The organism is Lactobacillus amylovorus DSM 20531, from assembly GCF_002706375.1.
Classification (GTDB): Bacteria; Bacillota; Bacilli; order Lactobacillales; family Lactobacillaceae; genus Lactobacillus; species Lactobacillus amylovorus.
Genome location: NZ_CP017706.1, coordinates 54832 through 76449, shown reverse-complemented (window position 1 = coordinate 76449; position 21618 = coordinate 54832). Strand labels below are relative to the sequence as shown.

At 36.4% G+C, this 21618-nt stretch carries 18 protein-coding genes, 7 pseudogenes, 1 riboswitch and 1 other annotated feature (1 of these 27 only partly in view); of the genes and pseudogenes, 7 read left to right on the top strand and 18 right to left on the bottom strand.

Features of this window, described 5'->3' with window-relative positions; all coding sequences use genetic code 11:
• Positions 1-131 (bottom strand) — a binding site (T-box leader); it reaches 117 nt to the left of the window's first position.
• Between the two features lie 67 nt (positions 132-198).
• The 8 genes and pseudogenes from LA20531_RS00395 to LA20531_RS11760 form a co-directional block, all read right to left on the bottom strand.
• Entirely contained in the window at positions 199-2703 is a 2505-nt protein-coding gene (locus LA20531_RS00395; protein ID WP_056939989.1) for an excinuclease ABC subunit UvrA, read from the bottom strand.
• A gap of 104 nt (positions 2704-2807) precedes the next feature.
• Positions 2808-3987 (bottom strand): annotated as a pseudogene (locus tag LA20531_RS00390) (IS256 family transposase).
• A 117-nt stretch (positions 3988-4104) separates the two neighbouring features.
• Positions 4105-4518, bottom strand: coding sequence for an Abi family protein (locus LA20531_RS11775; RefSeq protein ID WP_250645131.1), 414 nt, complete (start codon positions 4516-4518; stop codon positions 4105-4107).
• 80 nt (positions 4519-4598) lie between these two features.
• Positions 4599-4916 carry an Abi family protein gene (locus LA20531_RS11770; protein WP_056940350.1) on the bottom strand — a complete coding sequence of 106 codons (318 nt, stop codon included), beginning with the start codon at positions 4914-4916 and terminating at the stop codon, positions 4599-4601.
• Between the two features lie 239 nt (positions 4917-5155).
• Positions 5156-5869 (bottom strand): annotated as a pseudogene (locus LA20531_RS00375) (coenzyme F420-0:L-glutamate ligase).
• Entirely contained in the window at positions 5862-6395 is a 534-nt protein-coding gene (locus LA20531_RS00370; protein WP_056940351.1) for a GNAT family N-acetyltransferase, read from the bottom strand. The pseudogene LA20531_RS00375 and the gene LA20531_RS00370 overlap by 8 nt, the downstream one beginning before the upstream one ends.
• An 84-nt stretch (positions 6396-6479) precedes the next feature.
• Positions 6480-6911 (bottom strand): alpha/beta hydrolase, encoded by a 432-nt coding sequence (locus tag LA20531_RS11765; RefSeq protein ID WP_250645130.1) that lies wholly within the window; start codon positions 6909-6911, stop codon positions 6480-6482.
• Positions 6912-6958: 47 nt separating this feature from the next.
• Positions 6959-7372, bottom strand: a complete 414-nt coding sequence (locus LA20531_RS11760; protein WP_250645129.1) for an alpha/beta hydrolase — start codon at positions 7370-7372, stop codon at positions 6959-6961.
• Positions 7373-7581: 209 nt separating this feature from the next.
• Between LA20531_RS11760 and LA20531_RS00360 the strand changes: the two genes are divergently transcribed.
• Both LA20531_RS00360 and LA20531_RS00355 read left to right on the top strand, forming a co-directional pair.
• Positions 7582-8136 (top strand): hypothetical protein, encoded by a 555-nt coding sequence (locus tag LA20531_RS00360; protein ID WP_056940352.1) that lies wholly within the window; start codon positions 7582-7584, stop codon positions 8134-8136.
• Positions 8137-8212: 76 nt separating this feature from the next.
• Positions 8213-8659 carry a GNAT family N-acetyltransferase gene (locus LA20531_RS00355; RefSeq protein WP_056940369.1) on the top strand — a complete coding sequence of 149 codons (447 nt, stop codon included), beginning with the start codon at positions 8213-8215 and terminating at the stop codon, positions 8657-8659.
• A 60-nt stretch (positions 8660-8719) separates the two neighbouring features.
• Here LA20531_RS00355 and LA20531_RS00350 read toward each other — a convergent pair whose 3' ends face one another.
• From LA20531_RS00350 to LA20531_RS00335, 4 genes and pseudogenes are all read right to left on the bottom strand, one after another.
• Entirely contained in the window at positions 8720-9577 is an 858-nt protein-coding gene (locus tag LA20531_RS00350; protein WP_056940353.1) for an aldo/keto reductase, read from the bottom strand.
• Positions 9578-9672: 95 nt separating this feature from the next.
• A complete protein-coding gene (locus LA20531_RS00345) occupies positions 9673-10140 on the bottom strand; it encodes a Dps family protein (protein ID WP_056940354.1) in 468 nt (155 codons plus the stop codon).
• Between the two features lie 107 nt (positions 10141-10247).
• A pseudogene (locus LA20531_RS00340) lies at positions 10248-10706 on the bottom strand (hypothetical protein); the annotation flags it as partial.
• Positions 10703-10936: pseudogene (locus tag LA20531_RS00335) on the bottom strand (aldo/keto reductase); the annotation flags it as partial. The pseudogenes LA20531_RS00335 and LA20531_RS00340, both read right to left, overlap by 4 nt.
• Positions 10937-11207: 271 nt before the next feature.
• A riboswitch (FMN riboswitch) is annotated at positions 11208-11322 on the top strand.
• A 106-nt stretch (positions 11323-11428) separates the two neighbouring features.
• Here LA20531_RS00335 and ribD point away from each other — a divergent pair.
• From ribD to ribH, 4 genes are read left to right on the top strand one after another with little or no spacing between them, the layout of a single operon-like run.
• The gene (gene ribD, locus LA20531_RS00330) at positions 11429-12487 is read left to right on the top strand and encodes a bifunctional diaminohydroxyphosphoribosylaminopyrimidine deaminase/5-amino-6-(5-phosphoribosylamino)uracil reductase RibD (protein WP_056940356.1); all 1059 of its coding nucleotides are present in this window, start codon (positions 11429-11431) and stop codon (positions 12485-12487) included.
• A complete protein-coding gene (locus LA20531_RS00325) occupies positions 12480-13076 on the top strand; it encodes a riboflavin synthase (RefSeq protein ID WP_056940357.1) in 597 nt (198 codons plus the stop codon). The genes ribD and LA20531_RS00325 overlap by 8 nt, the downstream gene beginning before the upstream one ends.
• Before the next feature lie 2 nt (positions 13077-13078).
• Entirely contained in the window at positions 13079-14254 is a 1176-nt protein-coding gene (locus LA20531_RS00320) for a bifunctional 3,4-dihydroxy-2-butanone-4-phosphate synthase/GTP cyclohydrolase II (protein ID WP_056940358.1), read from the top strand.
• Positions 14255-14265: 11 nt separating this feature from the next.
• Positions 14266-14727 (top strand): 6,7-dimethyl-8-ribityllumazine synthase, encoded by a 462-nt coding sequence (ribH, locus tag LA20531_RS00315; RefSeq protein WP_056940359.1) that lies wholly within the window; start codon positions 14266-14268, stop codon positions 14725-14727.
• A gap of 53 nt (positions 14728-14780) precedes the next feature.
• On the opposite strand, the gene LA20531_RS00310 is transcribed toward ribH, so the two are convergent.
• Together LA20531_RS00310 and aroD are read right to left on the bottom strand one after the other, a co-directional pair.
• Positions 14781-15419: an SDR family oxidoreductase gene (locus LA20531_RS00310; RefSeq protein ID WP_099202206.1), complete on the bottom strand. Its 639-nt coding sequence runs from the start codon at positions 15417-15419 to the stop codon at positions 14781-14783.
• A gap of 265 nt (positions 15420-15684) precedes the next feature.
• Positions 15685-16179 (bottom strand): annotated as a pseudogene (gene aroD / locus LA20531_RS00305) (type I 3-dehydroquinate dehydratase); the annotation flags it as partial.
• Between aroD and LA20531_RS00300 the strand changes: the two are divergent.
• The gene (locus LA20531_RS00300; protein ID WP_082589034.1) at positions 16144-16707 is read left to right on the top strand and encodes a LysR substrate-binding domain-containing protein; all 564 of its coding nucleotides are present in this window, start codon (positions 16144-16146) and stop codon (positions 16705-16707) included. The pseudogene aroD and the gene LA20531_RS00300 overlap by 36 nt on opposite strands.
• Here LA20531_RS00300 and LA20531_RS00295 read toward each other — a convergent pair.
• The 4 genes and pseudogenes from LA20531_RS00295 to LA20531_RS00280 all read right to left on the bottom strand — a co-directional run bounded on the left by LA20531_RS00295 (position 16700) and on the right by LA20531_RS00280 (position 21562).
• A pseudogene (locus LA20531_RS00295) lies at positions 16700-18388 on the bottom strand (IS1182 family transposase). The gene LA20531_RS00300 and the pseudogene LA20531_RS00295 overlap by 8 nt on opposite strands.
• Before the next feature lie 155 nt (positions 18389-18543).
• On the bottom strand, positions 18544-20301 hold the full coding sequence (locus LA20531_RS00290; protein WP_056940362.1) for an FAD-dependent oxidoreductase: 1758 nt from the start codon (positions 20299-20301) through the stop codon (positions 18544-18546).
• A 144-nt stretch (positions 20302-20445) separates the two neighbouring features.
• Positions 20446-21307: pseudogene (locus LA20531_RS00285) on the bottom strand (NmrA family NAD(P)-binding protein).
• 3 nt (positions 21308-21310) lie between these two features.
• A complete protein-coding gene (locus LA20531_RS00280) occupies positions 21311-21562 on the bottom strand; it encodes a zinc-binding dehydrogenase (RefSeq protein WP_056940363.1) in 252 nt (83 codons plus the stop codon).
• Positions 21563-21618 lie beyond the last annotated feature (56 nt).

Genomic DNA, 21618 nt, shown 5'->3' with positions numbered 1-21618 from the left:
CTGTTTCTTACTATTGATTAAGAAACAGAACTAGAAAGGGATTTTCATTTAATCTTAGATTTATCTCCTTGCACCTGACGAGACTCGCTGTTAATCAAGAATTAAATTACTCTTCTTTCTTTTGCTTTCAGATTGATTAAATTGTTAATCATTATTTTAATTAGATTGTCATGAAAGTCAACACTTTTTCAATATTTTTTATTTAAATTGTTTCCAATAGTCTGCTAAATACTTAACTGTTAAGCTTTCTGGCTTCTTAATTAAATCAGTTGGCTTACCTTCGGCGACTACCTGACCACCATTTTCACCACCACGTGGGCCAAGATCTAACATGTAATCTGCATTAACAATTAGATTCAAATCGTGAGTAATCGTAATAATCGTTGCACCTTGATCGAGCAGCTTTTGCATTACTTGAACTAAAACTTTTACATCCAGTGGGTGAAGCCCAATAGTTGGTTCATCAAAAACAAATAAAGTGTCGTCTTGCTTATGACTTAAGTGAGTTACAAGCTTTAATCTCTGAGCTTCTCCACCGGATAAAGTTGGCGTACTTTCACCTAAGTGTAAGTAGTCTAGGCCAACTTCTTTAAGCAATTCCAATTCACGTTCGATCTTTGGCACGCGTTTAAAGACAGGTAAGGCCTCATTAATGTCTAAGTTTAAAACATCGACGATTGACAGATTATGCCATTTAACTTGTTGAATCTTAGGATTGTAACGTTCACCATGACAGGTTGGACAAGTCTGTTGCATGTCAGGCAAAAATTGAATGTCTAGGGTAACAATTCCAGTACCGCCACAAGTTGGGCAAGCTCCTTCTTTATTGTTGTAAGAGAAGTAACTAGGCGTGTAATGCTTTTCTTTTGCCATTGGTTGACGGGCAAAGAGTTTACGCAAATTGTCCATGATCGATGTATAAGTAGCGACGGTTGAATGCGTACTTTTTCCGATTGGCGACGCATCAACGCTGACCACGTTATGGACTGGTGAATTAAATTTTTTAATCTGCTTGGGTAATTTTTCGTCTTTACTTTGGTTTTGAATTGCTGGAACAAGTGAATCGAGGACTAGACTAGTTTTACCGGCACCAGAAAAACCGGTGACTGCAGTGATTTGATTAAGAGGGATGCCAGCTTTAATGTCATGCAAGTTAAAGTAGTGATCTACTTCAAAAGTAATTTTTTCAGTATTAACTTTCTCACTTGTTTTTCTAGCCATTAATTTAGCTTTACCATTCAAATATGGTGCAATTAATGATTGCGGATCATTTTTAATCTCGACAGGACTGCCTTGATCCAAAATTTCCCCACCTTGCTCACCAGATCCTGGACCAATTTCGATAATTTCATCAGCAGCACTAATGATGTCGACATTGTGGTCCACTACGACTAATGAGTTTCCTTGATCGACTAATTTACGCAAAACTTTAATCAAACCATCAACGTTGGCTGGGTGTAAACCAATTGATGGCTCATCTAAAACATAAAGTACACCAGTAGTTTCAGTTCTGAGAGTTCTAGCTAATTGAATTCTTTGCAATTCACCCGTTGACAAAGTATTACCTGCTCTAGCCATAGTCAAATAATCAAGACCTAGATCTAGCAATGGTTGCAAATTATTTGTAAATTCATTGATCAAAGAACTGGCCATCTTCTGCATATCGTCTGGCAATTGAGCTAATACTTCTTTACTCCATTTAGGTAAATCACCTAGCTGCATTTGCTCTACTTGATAAATGTTTTTGCCATTAACCAGTTGTTTTAAAAGCTCAGGACGAAGGCGTGTACCATGACAAACTGGACAAGTTGAATAAGTAAAGAATTCAGCGATCCGTTTCTGTGCACGTTCGCTCTTACTACTTTTAGCAGATCGTAAAACTGCTTGAGTAGCATTTTCATAAAGGGCATTAAAATTATGGAAAACACGACCATTACTGGATATTAAGTCCATCTTGTATTTCTTCTCTGGACCATTTAAGACGAAATCTTTTTCCTTATCGGTTAGATCTTTAAAGGAAATATCAATTCTGACGCCAGCGTGTTGTGCCACATTTGGCATGAAATTTCTACCTGGCAGATTCCATGAAGCTACTGCTCCGTCCTCAATAGAAAGATTCTCATCGGCGATTAATTTATTTTCATCAAGTTGGCGAACTTTACCAGTACCGCCACAGTTTTTGCAGGCACCATCTGAATTAAAGGCAAAATCCTCGGCACTGAACATGCGAAACTTAACACCACAGGTTGGACAAGTAATCATACCCATTTCGGCACCAGATTTCGCTGCTGCTTCTGCGATTTCTAAACTTGGAGCAACCCTGTGACCATTAGGACAAACTGGTGAACCTAATCTTGAAAAAATTAAACGAAGAACATTGAAAGTTTCAGTTGTAGTTCCGACAGTGGCTCGTTCATTTGGAACACTTGGACGTTGACGCAGGGCTAAAGCTGATGGAATATGTTTTACACTTGTTACGTCTGCTTGTGTGCCCTGTTTAATTCGACGACGCATAAAAGTTGATAAAGCATCTAAATAGCGACGTGAACCTTCTTCGTAAAGAATACCCATGGCTAGTGATGACTTACCTGAGCCAGATAATCCAGAAATTGCGACAAATTTGTGCAATGGAATATCGACATCAATGTTTTTTAAGTTGTGAACTCTTGCACCACGTACTTCAATTTTTGTTGGTAACGCCATAATCTCTCCCTTTCTAAAATTAGTTTTCATTTGCGACAATAACGAAACTGTCAAATAGTTTGTGTAAATAGATCTTTCTCGTAAATTGATTTTTTAATTTTTTCTTAGTCAAAGTAGGATTCCAATGTATCCTGCACTTGGCCGAAGCCTTTATGGATTCGGTTGAAGTAGCGATCATTGTAGCTTATTGCCTGAATGCCAATGAAAGTATCAAGTGACTGCTCGCTTGGAAACTCTGCTTTGGGCTTTGCCTTGCGTTTAACGACATTGTTAAAGGATTCAATCATGTTGGTGGAATAGATTGAGGGTCTGATCTGTTTGGGATAGTTGTAAAAGACCAATAGATCAGGCTCAATGTCTTTTAGATTCCTAATGACATGATTGTATGCCTTGTTCCATTTGTCATAGAATGCATTAAGAGTTTGTACAGCGGCTGTCTTGTTAGGCTGCCTATGAATCTGCTTGAAATCGTTCATGATTGTCTCACGATCGTCAACACGCACTTTATTGCAAATATTGCGCATGACATGAACCAGGCAGCGCTGAAAATGTGCTTTGGGATAAGTCTTTGCCAGAGCTGTTTTCATGCCGACAACACCGTCAGACAAGACAAGCTCGACTTGCTTCAAACCCCGCGATCTCATGTTTTGAAGCATTTCAGTCCAAACTTCGACGTTTTCGCTGGGTGCTATGCAGTAGTCGATTACTTCTTTATGGCCATTGGGCCTGATGCCGATGGCAATATAGACGGCTTCACGCTCAAACGTTTCTCGGCACAGCGGAAGATACGTTGCGTCAAGATAAACGCAAAAGAAACTGTCGCTAAGCTTGCGTTTGTGATAGGCTTCAACCTTTGGAATCATTTGCTTGGAAATATTTGATACCTGAGCCGGACTGTAATGGCTGCCGTACATCTTTTCAATCAGATCGGCTATTTCTCTGGTAGTGACGCCTTTGGCATAAAGCTTGATAATCATGCTTTCCAGGACGTCCGAGTGCTGCTTGTAGTCAGGCAGAGTGTGCTGATGAAATTCGCCGTTTCTGTCTCTGGGAACCTGAATTTCGATCTGGCCAAACTGCGTATCAACCTTGCGATAATAGATGCCGTTTCTGGAATTGCCAGAGTTCCATCCGCTTTTTGCATAAGGATCATAGCCTAAAAAGGCAGTCAATTCAGCTTCAAGCAATTGATTAACTGCAGTTTGAATTTCCTTGCGCAAAAAATCATTAACTTTGTCTTGATTATTGGAGTGCTTGAGCCATATTTTTGGTAAAATCATTCATGAAGGAGTTCTTCTTTCTGTATGTTGTTTTTTTGTTCAATCCAATCATACGAGAAAGGAACTCCTTTTTCTAATGTTTTCAGAAATTAATTTAAGGAATCATTCATCCTTACACAAACTATTTGACAGTTTCCTTCATACGTCTTGCCGGTTCTTGATTTTTTAAACGTAAAAGTGATTTGTACACTGTATTGTATAAAAATTCATCATCACTATTCTTTATTATCAGCAGTGAATAATTGTGTGCGGCACGATTCCTGAAATATCGCATGGACTCGATGACCTTTTCTAAATCAGCAAGTGACAAGTCATTCTTAAAAACTCGCTTTAAAATTATTGCTTGCTGTTTATGGTGCAACAAAAAGAAAAAGTTGCAAGCAACGCCAAATAACATTTCTTTTATTAGAACCCATGTGGTAATTTCATTACTGTACAAGTAATTATATCCATCGAACGGTTCAAGATAATGTTCCTTAATACGTCGTACTCTACTTCTTAGATCACCTCGTCTAACTACTCGTCCAGATTGCATGATATATTTTTCCTTTAAAAGATCCTCAAGTTTTAATCTGGACTCTTGATATACGTTGAACTTTTTAGCTTTTAGTTGCGCTACGTACAACTTATTACATCGATTAGTGTAGCTTTAAATGTTTGTTCAAATAGTTGCAAGTCAATTAATACTTCATTTTTTAATCTCTGATCTAGTTGATAAAAAGCATATATTTCTTCAAAAGTTGTATTTGGTCTAACCTTCTCGCTATCATCTTCAATAAAATGGTCAAGATACTGATAAATAATTTCACGGTAGCCATAAGTTTTAATCTTATCAATAAAAAATTGCTCATCGTCAATTTTTATTCCAAATTCACGACAAAAATCCATACGCCATTTAGCTACATCTTCAAAGTCTTCGTCTGATTTAGTCATTAATTCATCTCCCTGTACAAAGAGCGATTTTTTATATTATTTACTATACCTTCTTTTATAATTACTAACAAAAAAGTCGCAGTAACATAGCATTACTGCGACTTTAGCGAGATTTATAATGAAGAAAATAGGTTATACAATCACTTCACAAGGAAGGATGTTTGTCCAGCCATGTATAATGGTAGTCCTCTTTCTTTCATTTGTTAAATCAATATATAAGTTAAAGACTATTTACGTCGTTAATTTAATGCATCTTCAATCGTAGCTGATTCATTAAATTCGTATTCTAGTCCTTGAATCTTAACAACAGGAATGTTTACTCCTCTTTGTCCCATTACCAATCCAACTGAATTTGCAAGCATATTGCATAGCGTTTCTACATAAGTTTTATCTTCATACTGTGTTTTTCTTAAGCCATCTATTCCATATAATCCCACGGCAACTTGATTAGCACCTTTTTTATCCACTCTACCATCACTATCAGTAGTAACGATGGCAATTTGAACTTGTAAAGCCCCGATAAGTTTTTCTCCAATCTCTTTGGCAATTAAGTCACAGTTTTTAGGAAGAACGACTGCCTTATCTGTACCTTGTCTGTCTACTCCTGCACTTATCAAAAAGAGACCAGTAGGAAGCCAACCACCAATATAGTTGTCAGCAATTATAATCCTGTTTCCAGTTGCATCTTAAGTTTGATTAAGAATTACTTGAATTGGCTCCGTACTTTTTCTGGGAATTTTCTCATGAATTTCTTTAGCTAGCTCAGATGGCTCTACTTTTTTAAGATCGACAATATTTCCACTAGCAATAGAACACATTTTGGAAGAGATACATAAAATATCGCCATCTTTTAAATCAAACTTTTGACTATTCATTGTGTCTAAAAGCACCTTGCCTAGATCACATTGCTTTTTTAGTTGAGAGACACCATTTAGACCTTCTATACTAATCATTTTTCAAATCTCTATAGAAGAAAATGTTGGCAGAATCTTCTTGAGCCGTGCCACGGTAGCTACGATTATCAAAGCCACCAATGTCAAAACCGTGCTTTAAGTAAAACAAGCAAGCTGAGGCATTAGTATCTTGGCCAATCGTATAAACACCTTGCATCCCTAGCTTTTCCGCCTTATGCATGCAAGCCTCAATTAATTTGCCGCCTACGCCTTGACCACGATAGTCACGATTTACTTTTAAATCATCTAGATAGAGATATCTGAACATATCTTTACGTAAAACGGCAAGACCTACACAAGTATCACCATCATACGCACCTAAAAATGTTGCGTCATCTTCTGCGACATTATATCGTTCATCAGGAAAACAATCTTGTGTCGGCTTTTCATTTTTTTCAACTTCATAGCTCCATTTTCCATGATCTATGCTAGGAATCATGCGTCCCCAAATTTCAAATGGTTGGTTAGGAATTCTAGCATCTTTATTATGAGCTGCATCAATTTCACGAATAACGATTTGTGACATATAAACCCCCTTATTTTTTCTTTAAGTATACACTACAAAAATATCCCCATTACTAGGGATGCTTTTATTAATAATCTTCATTTTTTACCAAATGAATCTAATCAATGCCTTGGTAACTTGGCTGTTATTGTGCAGTGCACTATGTTGACCGCCTCGACCGCGGATCATTAATTCTTGATATGATTTGGCACGACCATTGATTAAATATTTCAATGATTTAGCCGATGCATTGGTCACATCACCATCAGAATTTGTGCCATTTTCTAGATTACCAAAAATGTTTAACACATTGGTTTCACGAGGAAAAATATTTCTAAGACTTAATAGTGCGCGATATTCCGGTTCCATTCGGCTAGGCTTACCCGTTTTAGCATCAATCTTCGTTTTGGTAGGTTCGTCGTTGATGCCGACGATACCATCATAATGTCTAGCCATGGATACCCAGTGTTCAACACCAGGAAAATCTTTTTGCGCGTGGTAACGACGAATGTAGTTAGCAAATTCTAGATTACCCATTGAGTGAGATACAACGTTAATCTGGTGGTAACCGTATTAATCATTAACTACATTTGACATATCTTGCACCTATTGAATAATATGCCTTGGTACTTGGTATATGAACCATGAGCATTAGTCAACTTATTGTCGGCAAAGTTAACTTCTACAAGTGGGTTCTTCGCATTTTTAGTAATTTTTCCAATTATCTTTGCTTGACCATTTTTATTGACGTTTACTCGAACTATTGTGTTAGATACACCAGCGTTTTTAATGGCGACTGTCATATCTTCTTCAGCATGATAGCTGCTTCCCCAGCCATGGAAGAAGAACGTAGGGATATTTTTACTAGTGACTTTGGTTTTTATAATAGACTGCACATCATTTTCTTGTTGTTGATGCTTATTAAATGCAAAAACGCCGGCGATTATCAAAATGATGACGATAATCGCACTTATCCAATATGCTTTTTCTTCATTCAAATCCTCTTTCTAAGATTTATTTATAAATAAATCTTACTTAAAAGAACTCATAATGTGAAATACCTATTTAGATTGCTTTTCGATAGCTAAAGCTATGGGAATATTTTTTATCATTTTAAGTTTTCTTGATCTAGATCAATTTTTATTTAAATTATCGATCCTATACTGTAGTCAACAAGTAAGAAAACTAAACGAAAGGAAGAATCATTATGACTAAATACATTGCTAAGATTACTGCTTTAAATACTGACAAGATTGGTGTTAATCCACATGGAACTGCCGAATTTACCGAAAATGGCGATAAGCTTCATATTAAGGTTGAGATGTTCGATAATCCTAAGAACATCGAACACTGGGAACACTTCCATGGTTTCCCTGATGGCAGGGATGCACAAGTTCCAACCATGGCGCAAGATGTTAACTATGATGGTTATATTGACTTACCAGAAACAGAGCCAGTTTCAGGTACAACAATGGTGCCATTAGATAGTGCTCCAGAAGACATGAAAATCCCTCACGATGGTTATCCAGTTGCTGATGAAAATGGCCACTACGAATATGAAGTTGATGTTCCTTTAGATAAGCTTCAAGCTAAGTTTAAAGAAGCCTTCGGTTCAACTGACCTTCAATTAGATAAACGTGTTGTTTATGTCCACGGTGTGCCAGCCGATTTAAAGTTGCCTGATTCTGTTAAAGGCGATGTAATGAGTTACGATGCTCACACTACTTTACCTATTGCTGCAGGTAAAATTGTAAAAGCTTAAACCAAAAGATCTCACAATTACTAGATTAATGTCTAATAATTATGAGATTTTTTATTATGGTGGTATCTTAGTAGCTATGAAGATCAAAAAAATTATAACTAACAAAAAACAATATCTTTCTCTACTCCTTCTGGCTGATGAGCAAGAAAGCATGGTAGATAAATACCTTGACCGGGGTAAGATGTATGTCTTGTTTCAAGATGATACAGCTATCTCAGAATGTGTTGTCACTGATGAAGGTAACAAAATTTTAGAAATAAAGAATTTAGCCACTAATCCAGACTTCCAACATCAGGGCTATGCACAAAAACTCGTTGAATTCATTGAACAAAAATATCGTGGTCAGTTCGATATTCTTCAAGTTGGCACTGGTGATAGTCCTCTCACCTTGCCTTTTTATGAAAAAATTGATTTCAAAGTTAGTGGTCGCAAACGAAATTTCTTCGTTGATAATTACGACCATCCAATCTTCGAAGTTGGAAAACAACTTGTAGATATGATTTATTTACAAAAGAGACTTTAACTACAAAAAACGCTCAACTTCTGCATTTTGACAGAAATCGAACGTTTATTATTTTATCTATTAAAAGTTAACCTTATCTGGATCGTTTGCTACGCCAGCTGCACCATGAAGACCATCAAGTTTGGTCATATCTTCAGGACTAATTTCAAAATCAAATACATCTGCATTAGCCTTAATATATTCTGGGTGAACTGACTTTGGAAGTGGCAAGAAACCATGTTGTAATGACCATCTAATCAATACTTGTGCTGGAGACTTGCCATAATTTGCAGCAACTTCTTTTACTACATCATTACCTAACAAACCACCAGTTCCAAGTGGACTGTATGCTTCACTAAGTAAATCAAGCTTCTTATTCTCAGCAACAACTTCAGGTTGTAAATCACTTGGGTTTAAGAAAATTTGATTTACTACAGGCCTAATCTCAGCATTTTCCATTAATGCATCAAGGTGACGTTTTCTAAAGTTAGATACACCAATCGCACGAATCTTACCTGCTTGAACAGCTTCTTCCATAGCTCTCCAACTCTCAGAATTAAGTTCAGCCCAATGATCACGCATGTTAGCTGGGTTTGGCCAGTGAATCAAGTACATATCAAGATAATCAAGCTTTAAGTCAAGTAAACTTTGATCGATGGCCTTCTTAGTCTTTTCATAGCCATGATCTGAGTTCCATAACTTGGTAGTAACAAACAATTCATGACGGTTAATACCACTCTTTTGAATAGCTGCTCCAACACTATCTTCGTTACCATATGCCTTAGCAGTATCGATATGACGATAGCCAGCATTCAAAGCTGTCAAAACAGATTTTTCAGCAACTTCACCATCTGGAGTTTGCCAAGTACCAAAACCAATAATTGGAATCTTCACACCGTTATTAAGTGTGTATGTATCTTGTAAAGAATTAAATTTCATGTTTTCTCCTAAATTATATATTTATAAGTAATTACATTAAGTATAAACTAAAAAGCTTTGTAAGCGCTAAAAAGCGACCTAGAAAGTTTCATTAGTTACTTATCGATTTCAGGAGCTTCATTAATCTCAGCTTGCATCATCCAGATTCTCTTTTCGATATCCGTATGACAGCTAGTCAAAATATCGTTGCTACCGTAGTCCCCTTCTTCATCACTAGCTTTAATTCCTTCTTCATAAAGCTTATCTAAATAGCGGTAGCCAGCAATAATGGTCTTGAATCTATCTTTAGTCGAAATGTCCCATTCCCCAGGCTTGTCTTCTAGTTTAGTATGTTTCAATACTTCAGATAAACTTGAATAAGGTGACCCATCAATGGTAATTAATCTTTCCGAAATTAAATCTCTTTGTTCATCAAGCTCGTCCATAACATCGTCGAGGTATGGGTGAAGTTTCAAAAAGTTTGGGCCTCTCATGTACCAATGCTGTTGACGAGTAATCATGATAAGTTGAGTTAAATCAGCAACTGCTTGATTTAAAATTTCTTTTGTTTTGGTATATTTCATATAAAGCCTCCTTTAAACCGCTTTCTTTAATTGTAGCATCTTTTTCTTACAAGTACTAATAATTCGACCCAAAACAAAAAGACACTTCTTAAAAAGTGCCTTGAATATTAATCTTTATTGGTTAATCTAATTCGATTAGGGAAAATAAATGAAATCACTGGAATAATCAGATACAAAATCATTGCTACTCTTGGAATATAAAGAGACATGATTATCAAAATAATATTAATAACTAGATCAAATACGCTTCGTATTACAAATGATTTATTCATAACAATTCGCATTATTTGTGAATCCTTCACCGTCTCTTTTGCCACAAAATATTGAGTCAGAATTTCAACTACTTTTGCAATTAAAAAGACAACACCAAAATTAACTACTGCAAAAGTTGAGGTCTCAGCCATGATCCATTTGGTCATTACCGGAAAAAGAGATAGATCCGCTAACAGCAGAAAGTCCATAATCGCCACTGTTTTTGTCGGTCTAAAAATATAATATGAGAACGACAAATGCAGGTCATACCAAAAGTCGGCAACTATAAAGAAAGTGATTAAAAATACCGCAACTTGGTCGTTAAGGAAATGTCGTCACGGTTAACGTCGCTGTTCTTGATTGCTTCACCAACAGCAGTTTGGTTGTTGTAAGCTTCGGCAGTATCAATCAAACGATAGCCGTTGCTAATTGCAGATTCTACTGCCTTTACTGCATCATCATGGTTAGGAATTTGGAATACACCAAAAACCGATTGCGGAATTTCATTGCCATCATTTAACTTAATCTTTGGAATGTCTGTCATATTTCTTATCTCCCCTGAATAGAATTCTTTAACTTGTTTCAACTTACAGTTATTATCTTAATCGTAAATGTAGTAATTTAAAATTCAAAATACAGTATGGTAGTATGCGGTTTACGTAGAGTATAAAAAATTTTTTATTTTTAAACAAAGACCGTGTAATACCGTTAATTCAAGATATTCAGGATGTTTGGTCAAAGGCTGATAGATTCTAAACTTAAAATTTCAATTGACAACGCGTAATAAGAAATATATTATAAAAGCGAATTGAATAAATGTTCTTCGAGGCAGGGTGAAATTCCCGACCGGCGGTAAAGTCCGCAACCCGCATTAAGCGGTTGAATCCCAATGGGTACCGATAGTTATAGTCTAGATGGTAGAAGAAGAATGAGTCTGCGCTTTTTTGCGTTGCACTTATTTTGCTTATGATAATAATGACGAGAGTCTCGAAGAAATTCGAGACTCTTTTTTTGTTCTGAAAAGGGAGTGAAATACATGGAAAAAGATGAACACTTCATGCAGCTTGCCCTGCATGAGGCACAAAAAGGCAGACACCAAACATGGAAGAATCCATTAGTTGGTGCTGTGATTGTTAAAAATGATCAAGTTCTCGCTACCGGATATCACCATCATTATGGTAAGCCACATGCTGAACGAGATGCTATTTCCAAACTAACCCCAGAACAATTATTCAATTCAACTCTTTACGTAACTTTAGAACCTTGCAACCACTTTGGAAAACAGCCACCCTGTTCACAATTGATTGTCGATAGTCATATCAAACGTGTTGTGATTGCGGAAGTTGATCCTCATAAATTAGTAACTGGTAAAGGAATTGCCACTTTAAAAGAAAATGGCATTGAGGTCACAACTGGCGTGTTAAACGCTGAAGGAAAAAAGTTAAACGAGCATTATAACTATTTTTACAAAAATGACCGTCCTTGGATTACTTTAAAGCAAGCTACCTCACTTGACTATAAAGTAAGTGCCGGTTTGAATCAGCGAACTGCAATTACCAATCACGAAGTTTATGAGCAAGTTCACCGCGAACGAGCAGATTACCAGGCAATTGTAATTGGTAGTTCTACTGCGATTATTGATAATCCTAGTTTATTAACTACGGCTTCAACTGACTATCCGCCAATCAGGATAGTTCTTGATCGACGAGGACGTTTGTTAGAGCATTTAGATTTAACTCTTCTCAATGATGACAATCCAACTTGGATTTTTACTCAAAATAAATCTTTAGCAAATCACAATTTGAATCAAAATATACAATGCTTCCTAACTAAAAATAATGATTTATCTGATCTGATTGCTGAATTGAGTAAAAAGGAAATTCAATCAATTTATGTTGAAGGTGGTCCTACTTTGGAGAAATCATTCTTAGATAACTTTTTTATAAATGAAATGATTACCTACATTTCACCAGACCTTATCGGTGCAAACGGAGTTTCTGGTACTGTACCTACTTCATCACATCACTTTGATGAAGTAGACATTAAGCAATTGGGTAATAATGTAAGAATTGATGAAAGGAATAAAAATGTTTAGTGGTGTAGTTGCAGGCAAAGCCAAAATTGCAGAAATTAATAAAAAAGATGAAACTATCACAATGACCGTCACTTATCCTACCGGCCTATTATCCGATATTAAAATTGGTGATTCGATTGCAGTTAATGGAACATGTTTAACTGCTGAAAAAGTTGAACCTAATGAATTTCAGGTTACTATGATGCCACAGACTTTTGAAAAGACTACTTTTAAAGATTTAAAGGTTAACGATGATGTCAATGTTGAGCAAGCTATGAAAGCTGACTCTAGCTTTGAAGGACATATCGTTACTGGTCATGTTGACGATGTCATTCATGTAACTGATAGTCATATTAACGAAAATGCAATTGAACTATGGTTTTCAATTCCTAATCACCTTGATAAGCAAATCGTGCCACAAGGTAGCGTCGCCTTAAATGGCGTTAGTCTAACTGTGATGGATGTAAAAGATAATAAATTTTCTGTTGGTCTAATTCCACATACTCAAGATGAAACTAATTTATCCAGCCTAAAAGCTGGCGATGTAGTAAATCTTGAAACAGATATTCTTGGTAAGTATGTGCAAAAAAATTTAAGTAGGGAGAATTAAAAATGGATGTTAAGAAGATTCAAAATGCAATTCAATGGATGAAAAATGGTGGCTTGGTAATTGTTGCTGACGATGAAGATCGTGAATCCGAAGGTGACATGATTGGTATTGGCTCGAAAGTTACCCCAGAGAATGTTAATTTTATGACCAAATATGCACGTGGTTTGCTTTGCACCAGTGTCGGTCGTGAAGTTGCCGAAAGATTAAAGCTGCCACAAATGGAATCTAATAACACCGATCCTTATGGTACTGCATTTACGATTAGTGTTGATTATAAGACAACTACTACAGGAATTTCAGCATATGATCGTGCTGCTACAATTAAAGCAATCGCAGATCCCACTACTAAACCTGAAGACTTCTTCCGTCCAGGTCACTGTTTCCCATTGGTTGCTAAAGATGGCCTTGTTCTAGAAAGAAACGGCCACACCGAAGCTTCAGTTACCTTGGCAAAATTAGCTGGTGAACAACCTGTTGCCTATATTTGTGAAGTTATGAAGGCTGATGGCCACATGGCAAGAAGACCACAATTACGTGAAATTGCTAAAGAACATCATATGCCATTTCTGACAATTGCTGAATTGCAAGAATACGTTAAAAGTGCAGTGAGTAAACCGTCAGACTTTGTAAACTTCCCTACTAAATATGGCGATTTTAAGATTAAAGCTTTGGATGACAATAATCTCGTAATTTTAAAAGGCAAAATTGATCCAAATAAGCCAATGTTAGTTCGTCTTCACTCTGAATGTATGACTGGTGATACTTTCGGTTCAATGCGTTGTGATTGTGGCGATCAATTGCATAATGCAATGAAACAAATTGAGAAAAACGGTAGCGGCATGATCCTTTATCTACGTCAAGAAGGTCGTGGCATTGGTTTAGCTAATAAGTTGAAGGCCTACGCTTTACAAGATCAAGGATATGACACTTACGATGCCAATAAGGTTTTGGGTTTCAAGCCTGATGAAAGAGATTATAAAACTGCGGCTAAGATCTTAAAGGATATGGGAATTCATCAAATTGATTTATTAACCAACAATCCTGATAAGATTGGTCAATTAGAAGATTACGGTATCAAGATCAACAAACGAATCCCATTGGAAATACCTGCCAATGATGTTGATTATGCTTATCTTGAAACTAAACGCGACAAATTCCACCACATATTAGCTTTATAGGAGAAAAAGAAATGTCTGTATACGAAGGTAATTTTGAAAACAATGACGTAAAGATTGCTATTGTAGCTTCTAAGTTTAATGAAATTGTTACTCATCACTTAGTTGATGGTGCATTAGCTACTCTTAAGCAATTCGGTATTAATGAAAATAACATAGATGTTTACTGGGTACCCGGTGCTTTTGAAATTGGCTTTACTGCCAAAAAGATTATGCTTAGTGGCAAATACGACGGTATTATGACGCTTGGTGCTGTGATCAAGGGTGAAACTGATCACTACAGCATGATTATTCAAAATGTTACTAATGCGATTATGCAAATTAATTTAGAAGCTGAGATTCCTGTTACATTTGGAATTTTGACAACTGATGATATTGAACAAGCATTGCAAAGAGCCGGATTGAAGGCGGGTAATGAAGGCAGTTCTACTGCTCAGAGTTTGCTAGAAATGATCTCTTTGAATAAGATGATGTAATAAAAATGATTGCATGAAAAAGCATCCCAAGTTAGGGATGCTTTTTTGTTATTCTACTTAACACTAGCTAAAGCCTCATCGATTGGTGTATCACCAGTCTTCATCATGATTACCTTGCCAATTGTATTATCGTGCTTAAGAATTTCAGCCAAGGTCTTTGCTACATCAGGAATTGGGTTAGAAGTTACTCTAGTTACATCTAGACTTATCTTGCCTGTGCCCTCTTCCTCAGTTAAATTAGTCGGTTGCAAAATAGTATATTTAAGGCCGCTTTGATTTACTAAGTAGTTATCTGCAAAATACTTAGCAACGTTATAATCCATAATTTGATCTAAGCCATCAATATGCCACATGTCTGGTTGAAGAGCAAAGATCGAACTAAGCATAATGTATCTTTCAATGCCAAGCTTCTTTGCTGCTTGCATTGTCTTTACAGCGCCGAATGCATCTGTCTGAAGTAAATCTTTACCACGAGAACCTGCAGTAAAGTAAACGGCATCGCTGCCTTTCATCAATTTAGCAAGATCATCCACACTAGCATGGAGATCCATGTGAACCGGCTTTACATTATTTAGCTTAATAATATGGTCTTCATGGCGTGCGCCAGCTACAACGGTATTACCGTCGGCAATTAAGTCTTTAATTAATTCAGTTGCGACACGACCTGAACCACCAGCTACAAAAATTCGCATAATCTATCCTCCTCAAATTAATACAATATATTCGTTAAATTTCAATTCAAATATAATATAGCTTATTTTTTGTAAGTCATCAAGAATTTTCATTTAATAGATTTAGACGTTTATCTACTTTTGTTTTTGTAGATTGGCGTTCTTTGATTTGGTGTGATGCCTAGATAGTTGGTTTTTATTAAAAATATTTAGTAACAACTTGCTTTAGAAACATTAACTATAAAAAAAGATCCCGACTTTCGTCGAGATCCAAAAATTATTTTTCTTACTTAATTTCTAAGTAATTTTCTGCATTTCTTAAATCATCAATTGATAATTGACCTGGGGCCGATGTCTTTCCCACTACACCGAATGATAAGCTAGAACCAAATACTTGTCCTGCAATTCTAGTTACCTTGCCAATATCCCCCATTGCCATAGTGATTAATGGATTATCAATTGCTTCATTTACCTCATTAGTTGCACTTAATAAGGTCAAAACGTCTTTTGCGTTATGAGGCATACATGCAAGCTTAGGTACATCAGCACCTAAAGCTGCCATCTTCTTCAAACGAAATTCAATCACATCTTTAGCAGGTACTTTTTCAAAGTCATGATTACTCATAATTATGACTACATTATAATTATGTGCTTCAGCAACTAATTCCTTAACACGGTCTTCATCGTGGAATAGTTCAATATCAACGGCATCCCCTAATCTATTCACGATGATGGTGTTAAGTAAATTCAAGTAGCCTTCTTCATCAAGCTCAAGAACGCCGCTCATCTAATTGATGCCCTTTTAAACGATGAACTCGATATTGTTTTAGCTTCAATGCCGCAAAGACAGGACATTAAGGATAAAATTAATACCTTCCACTTAGTTGATCAAGAAATCTTAGCCGCTGTGCCTTTTGAAAATCCTTTGGCTAAACAAAAGGACGTCTCTTTAAAAGAGCTCGTCCAATATCTTTTTATTTACTATTCTGAAAAAAGCGGCTTGCGTCCGCAACTGGATCAAATGTTTAACAAGGCTAATATCAAACCAAAGATTTTAATTGAAGCAGTAGAAGATCATACCATTATCGGTTTTGTTCATTGGAATTATGGTGTTGCAGTCGTTCCAAATTTACCTCAACTAAATCCAAATGAAGTAAAATTGCTTCACTTGAAAGATAAAATTGGCATGCACCCAATTTACATCATCACAAAGAGCGATCACTTCTTGCCACCAGCAGTTAATCGCTTTAATGAATTCGTACAAAAATATTGCTACCAAAATTATGTTAGCAAAGACAAGCTTATCTAACAAAAGTGTCTGGGAAAAAACTAACTCTCAGATATAAAAAGACGATCAAGCTAACTCTTAATTTGAGTCGCTTGACCGTCTTTTTCTTTCTGTTTTTATTTGTCAATAATGCATATTGGTCCTTCGACCATCTTCTGGCCCAATATTTGCTTAAGTTCATCATCATAAAGGCTATTCCAACATCTGTTTCTACTTTATTTTTACCTCTTAAATGTGTTCGGCGCATACCAAAGACGTTCTTCAAATGTCCGAATACCGGCTCGACATCATACTTTCTCATACCGTAGATGTGTCTGCCTGTAGGACTTTGAAGAACTTCTTTTGCTTTTTCCTTTAAATATTGCCAGTTAGGATTATATCGTACTTGTCTTTGACGACCACTTTTGGTCTTAGCTAATTGCTCTAATTCCGGCGTTGCTTGGAATTCATCTGCTTCATAGACCTTAAAATCACGAACCTGACCAGTCGATCTTTCTTTACGCCTACTGTAATATTTGAAATTAAATCTAACCCCGTTTTGATCTAGATAGTAATCATCTTTTTCATCGTAGAACCAGTTAGTAAGCTTTGTTGGATCTTTTCTATATTTTCTGCTTTGTTCCTTTTCATACATGGTGTAGGGAATAAAGTACTCTTTATCCGAATACTTATCTTCCAGCATTGAATAATTATATTCGCTACCATAGCCTGCATCGTCGATGATCTTATCGAACTTGTCCAATGTTGGCAACTGCTTTAAAAAAGACTCCAGCGTTTTAAAGTCAGTTGGATTAGGATACAAGGCAAAATCCACTACATATTGATTAGTCGTAGCTGTTTGAATATTATAGCCTGGCTTAAGCTGTCCATTTTTCATATGATCTTCTTTCATGTGCATAAAAGTCGCCTCATGATCTGTCTTGGAATAGCTGTTGCGTCCGGCAAAGAGCGCTTGAGCTTGTTCGTATTTTTTTATTCTAGGCAGGTAGTCCTTTTCTAAGCGATGAAGATACTTTTTAAGGCTGCGTCGTCTTGCTTTTCTAGGCGAACCACCTGGAATAGCTTTGGGCTCTTACTCAATTTCTTTAGTCAGTTGCTCGATTTTGGTTTCTTAAGCTAATTCTGTTAGTCCTTGGCTGGTTTGTACTTTTTCTTTTGCCATTACTTTGACTACTTCTTTGGCAATCAATTCATCATAAAGCTCAACTGCCTGATCCTTTAACTTATCATGAAACTTTTCAACAGATTTGCGCCAGACAAATGTATAGCGGTTGGCATCAGCTTCAATCTTGGTACCATCGATAAAGATAGCCCCTTCATTGATAAGTCCTTATTGCTCTAATAGGTTAGTGAAGTAAAGGAAGCTTTTCTTGATAAGCTGATTGGCATGATCGCTAGATCTAAAGTTATTGATGGTATGGTAGGAGATTTTATGATGCTCTGCCAGCACCATCATGGGCAAATTTTCTTCCACAATTTTTCTACCTGAAAATACCCTTCTAGAATAAGCAAAAAGCAGAATTTTAAGCATCATGGCTGGGTGATAAGCTGGGCGTCCAGTTTGAGCGGTATCATCTAGCAGTACTTCTTCTGGAATAGAATCCACGAACCAGCTAATAACAGTAGGCAGATGATTATTAAGAATAGTAAAATCTAAATTGAGTGTTAAAGCTGTTTGACCTGTGATATAATTTTGATACATTAATAAGCCTTCTTTCATTTTTGTTTTGTGGTGATTCAATAATATCAAGGAAGACTATTAAAGTACAGAAAAAGAACGATGAGATTCGAAATGAAAATCATCGTTCTTTTTTGATGTGCCGGAACTAGTTTTTTCCCAGACACTTTCTTTTACTTTTATTCTGATGCACCAGAAGTTACATCAATTGGTTTTTCATCGCCGCTATGATTGTAGTTGGCATTATCTGCCGCTGAAGTACCTGCGACAAAGCCTGAAGCGTATGACCAGGAATTCATCATACTTGGCATTGAATCACGACCATTTGCTCCACCAATAATTTCACCAGATGCATAGAAGTTAGCTACAGGTGCCATTGCTGTATCAAGTAGCTGCATTTGGTCATTAGTTTCATAGCCGCCTAAGGTTGTACAGAAGCTGAGTTTTTGTTCAATGATGTAGTAAGTATCGCCTTCATAAGCATGCAAGAATTTAGGATCACGGCCAAACTCTGGATCATATTTTGCCCTTACATCTTGTTCATAGTTATCAAGCGATTCCTTCAATGTAGCATAATCGATACCAGCTTTTTCAGCGGCAGTCTTCAAATCACCCTTAACTAAGACAGGACTCTTTTTACCATTTAAGTCAAAGTAGCCTTGAACTTCATCTTTATTGAAGCCGTACTTAAGCATCAATTCATAGAAGCGATCCCACATCTTTTGATCCATTACCACATAGGCAACTTTATCTTTTTGCTCTGCAATTGCATCCCTAAAATGCGTATATGGTGCAGATTCATCAACAATTCGCTTACCCGATTTATTAACGAAAATCGCACCCATATCACCCACTTCTTTAGTTGAATAAGTGGTCAATTTAGCAATTCCCGGTTCAACTTCCAAACCATGAGGATAGATCTTGCACCAGTTGAGGTTGCGAGAAACCAGATTCATATTCTTAGCAAAATTGAAGTAGTCACCAGTTGATGTCATTGGACCATAGTATGGAATATCAGTGGTATGTTCCTTATAGTCTTTGGCACCAAAACCACCAGCAGCTAAAACTAAAGACTTGAATTTTACGTTAACAGTTTGATTCTTACCTTCGGCTACTAATGAAGTGAGAACGCCTGTGTCATTCTTGTTTAACTTCTCAACGCGAGCATCAAGAATAATCTTGCCGCCTTTTTCTTCAAAAGCCTTGGCTACTTTAGTAATTAGTTCATATGAACTTTCTGAAGACATTTCAATCTGTCTATTTACTGAGTGTTCAACTGTTTGAGTTTCGGCTTTTTGGTATTTCAAATTGGCAAATTCTGTAATAAAGTCAACTGCACGACCAATATTATTAGCCAATAAGTTAGACAGCATTGGGTAATTGGTACCCTTACATTCTCTAGTAATATCTTTAACTAACAAAACTGGTGAATCTTCCTTAGCAGTTTTGCCAAAGAGTTTAGCTGATACTTTTGAACCTGTGCCAACTACGTTAGAACCATTTAAAATAGTAGCACCGCCCAAGTAACCATTCTTTTCTAAAACAACTACGCGTTTGCCCATTGATAAAGCACGACATGCTGCCATCAGGCCTGCCATACCGGAACCAATAACTGCTACGTCTACGTTTAAATTAATTTCCCTGTGTTCCTTAGGCTCAGGCTTAGCTAATTCAATATCTTTATCTTCTAATGCTTTTTTACCTGAATCGAGCATTGCTTGTGTCATTAATGAAGCGCCAGACACAGCATCAACATCGAAGCTTTGATTATCAATTACGCTATTCTTTAATTTATCAAAAACTTGGTTAAAGATTGCAGGGGTTTCTGCACTCTTAGTTACTTTGACGTCATCAATATGATTGCCATCAAGGTCAATATCAAAATCTATTTGTCCATTACGGCCGTCTGCTTTAGCCTTAATAGTTTCTTTACTCATTTTGTTTCTCCTTTAGCCGCATTAATTAAATCTCTTTCATTATAGCTATAATCTATGATTAAAGAAATAAATTTGTTTTAAAAGTTCAATAGATTTTTTCTATAAATAAAAAGGCGCTCTGTATTAACAAAGCGTCTTCTATCTTTATTCGTGATAACTTCTAGTCAAGAAGTGTTCCATAGCTTCTGGTTCATGACCGGTTAAATGAGCAAAGTCATCGCTAAGGCCATGCAAGTAACCCATTGCGCCACCCTTGTACATTGAAGCAAGTTCAGCGCCATCACCTTCAGCTGCATAAATCTTGCCAAATTCTTCAACGCTAACTGGGTGATAACCAATTTCATGACCTGTCACCTTGGTCATAATTTTACCTAATTCCGGCATTGTGTAAGAACGACTTTGAGTTAACAAGTAAGTTCTTCTACTCTTTAAAACATCTTCATTAAGTGCCATGGTAGCCATAGCTTCTGCAGAATCTTCTAAAGTAATGAAGCTCATCGCTTGTTTGCCGACTGGGTAAATCAAACCTTTTCTTTCAATCAATTCTGGTAAATATGGTACCAATGGATCAGCATACAAACTGTTCTTGGCAATGGCATAATTAAGATCAGTTTCGGCAAGACGTCTTGGTAAATAACCATAAAATGGTGAGATGACAAATGGATTGTCTTCTTGATCGGCAATAAAGCTCATTGCCACCAGATTTTTAATTTCATTTTTCTTCACTGCCGCAAGAACATTTTCAAGTTCACCTACTCGATCAAAAACAGAATAAGTTTTACTTGCTACATAGACTAACGTATCAATTCCTACAAAAGCTTTTTCTAGACTTTCACGCTTTTGAAAATCGATTTCTCTAATTTCGAGACCTTCATTAATTAAAGTAGTCGCATGATTCTTATTGTGTACCAAAGCAAGAATATCTGCAGAATCTATTTTCTTTTTCAAATGTGCAACAACACGACTTACCCAAGTGACCAGTTGCACCCGTTACTGCTATTTTCATAAGTTAATCTTCCACTACAACTATCTTGCCAAAACTCTTTGAATTTTCTAAATAGCGATGAGCATCAGCTACATGTTCTAAATCAAAGACACGCTCTGGCTTTGCATCTACATCATACTTTTTAACATAATCAAGCATATGGTTAATCTTTTGTTCATTGACATTACCAGAATAAAAACTAGTCAAATAGCTATTAGCTGCAATATCGACAATTGAACCAAATTCATTATACGCTTCTAGCTTATTAAAAAACATTTTAATAGGCTTATTTGTCTTGAATTAATTTCTCAATAAATTGACCTATTTATTTG

Bases quoted from the DNA above. Each gene is read 5' to 3' on its own strand.
- LA20531_RS00355 (WP_056940369.1), top strand. From the start codon at position 8,213: ATGAAGATCAAAAAAATTATAACTAACAAAAAACAATATCTTTCTCTA.
- ribH (WP_056940359.1), top strand. From the start codon at position 14,266: ATGTCTGTATACGAAGGTAATTTTGAAAACAATGACGTAAAGATTGCT.
- LA20531_RS00360 (WP_056940352.1), top strand. From the start codon at position 7,582: ATGACTAAATACATTGCTAAGATTACTGCTTTAAATACTGACAAGATT.
- LA20531_RS00345 (WP_056940354.1), bottom strand. From the start codon at position 10,140: ATGAAATATACCAAAACAAAAGAAATTTTAAATCAAGCAGTTGCTGAT.
- LA20531_RS00320 (WP_056940358.1), top strand. From the start codon at position 13,079: ATGGATGTTAAGAAGATTCAAAATGCAATTCAATGGATGAAAAATGGT.
- LA20531_RS00395 (WP_056939989.1), bottom strand. From the start codon at position 2,703: ATGGCGTTACCAACAAAAATTGAAGTACGTGGTGCAAGAGTTCACAAC.
- LA20531_RS11765 (WP_250645130.1), bottom strand. From the start codon at position 6,911: ATGGGTAATCTAGAATTTGCTAACTACATTCGTCGTTACCACGCGCAA.
- LA20531_RS00280 (WP_056940363.1), bottom strand. From the start codon at position 21,562: ATGTTTTTTAATAAGCTAGAAGCGTATAATGAATTTGGTTCAATTGTC.
- LA20531_RS11775 (WP_250645131.1), bottom strand. From the start codon at position 4,518: ATGCAATCTGGACGAGTAGTTAGACGAGGTGATCTAAGAAGTAGAGTA.
- LA20531_RS00290 (WP_056940362.1), bottom strand. From the start codon at position 20,301: ATGAGTAAAGAAACTATTAAGGCTAAAGCAGACGGCCGTAATGGACAA.
- ribD (WP_056940356.1), top strand. From the start codon at position 11,429: ATGGAAAAAGATGAACACTTCATGCAGCTTGCCCTGCATGAGGCACAA.
- LA20531_RS11770 (WP_056940350.1), bottom strand. From the start codon at position 4,916: ATGACTAAATCAGACGAAGACTTTGAAGATGTAGCTAAATGGCGTATG.
- LA20531_RS00370 (WP_056940351.1), bottom strand. From the start codon at position 6,395: ATGTCACAAATCGTTATTCGTGAAATTGATGCAGCTCATAATAAAGAT.
- LA20531_RS00325 (WP_056940357.1), top strand. From the start codon at position 12,480: ATGTTTAGTGGTGTAGTTGCAGGCAAAGCCAAAATTGCAGAAATTAAT.
- LA20531_RS00310 (WP_099202206.1), bottom strand. From the start codon at position 15,419: ATGCGAATTTTTGTAGCTGGTGGTTCAGGTCGTGTCGCAACTGAATTA.
- LA20531_RS00350 (WP_056940353.1), bottom strand. From the start codon at position 9,577: ATGAAATTTAATTCTTTACAAGATACATACACACTTAATAACGGTGTG.